At 38.2% G+C, this 1218-nt stretch carries 1 protein-coding gene and 1 pseudogene; both read right to left on the bottom strand.

Annotation, left to right across the window (positions count from 1 at the left end; all coding sequences use genetic code 11):
- Positions 1 to 293 precede the first annotated feature (293 nt).
- Positions 294 to 638 (bottom strand): hypothetical protein, encoded by a 345-nt coding sequence (locus tag BBG47_RS28065; RefSeq protein WP_065294473.1) that lies wholly within the window; start codon positions 636 to 638, stop codon positions 294 to 296.
- A 33-nt stretch (positions 639 to 671) separates the two neighbouring features.
- Positions 672 to 1218, bottom strand: a pseudogene (locus BBG47_RS28060) (hypothetical protein); the annotation flags it as partial.

The raw sequence follows: 1218 nt of genomic DNA, 5'->3' as shown, positions 1-1218 counted from the left end.
AACCCAACTGCGTAGTCCTTCCGGGTCGTACCCATGCTCCATGTAAGAGCCGTTCGGCATTAGTACCTTGGCGGTTCGATTGAACGCATCATACGCATAGACCGTCGATCATCCAGTATGACACGAATACGATTTCCATTCTGAAAGCTAATAATAAAAACAGGTCAATCTTGGTAGTCATCTGACCATAATCGACCTGTTTTCTGTAACACTTTTTCGTTTTATAAATAAGTTAAAGCTACTCATTAACCCATTAACCAACAGGGCTGACTTAGATATCTATTTATTAAAATTTAGTCTTCTTCCTCGTCATCCAAGATCGCATCCAATCGTTCCCTCTCTTGTGCGATCTGACGTGATAGTTCAAATCCATTCATGAACATTTCGAGTGTTAACTCTTTAGTCCCCGCTTCAGTTTGCTTCAAAATTGTAAAAGGTACTTGATGATTAGATAATACCTGAACCAAATCTCTCATCTTCTCCATTTCATCTTTGTTTCGACGGTTTACTACCATTATCGGTTGCTGCTCAGTAATTTTAGACTTAATTTCAGAAAAGGAGATTCTTGTATATTTTTTTACTTTCATCAATAAGCTTCCATTGATATCAGAATTCATCATTAAATAGAACTCTGCCATTTTCCACCACCCCCTCGACATATAAATTTTATTCTAAAATTCCTCAGGGAATAGTAGGTTCATTGGTATACCAGGCAAACTCTTCCGATATGAACCTCCATGCCAACGTTTGATATGCTCATTAACTGTCGCTGGATATATAATTTCCCCTTTATCAGCTAGATGAGGATACTTAGAAACAGAATAAGCGTGATGTCCTGTAATTGTTTGTCCATTAAAAGTAGGTGCTTTGTTATTTAAAATATCATTTATTTGTTCTTGCGACCATTCACGCGATGTTGGTTCACCATTCATTATTCTTGCCCTTTCTTGATCCCAGAAGTTTTCTACCCCCTCATCTCTTCTTGAAGCAAGTCTCTTGTTCCATTGAAGTCGTTTCCATTCTTCCTTCGTTATAGTTCTATCTATAACTTTTTGCTCCAATTTCTTCTTGGATTTATAACCCAATTGTTTATACGGACTTGTTTTAGTTGATAAGTCAAGCCCTGCTTTTTTCGCCCTTTCATTAATAAAATCGCCCGTTTCCTTATAAGGCCCTTCCTTCTTACCGCCGCCACCGCAACCAACATTCTGGCTGCTA

Origin of the sequence: Paenibacillus sp. KS1 (assembly GCF_001680695.1) — a bacterium.
Lineage (GTDB): Bacteria > Bacillota > Bacilli > Paenibacillales > Paenibacillaceae > Paenibacillus_B > Paenibacillus_B suaedae.
Note: the sequence above shows the minus strand (reverse complement) of the source record. Positions and strands in the feature narration are given on the sequence as shown.

Coding starts and splice junctions, on each gene's coding strand:
- BBG47_RS28065 (WP_065294473.1), bottom strand. CDS start 638: ATGGCAGAGTTCTATTTAATGATGAATTCTGATATCAATGGAAGCTTA.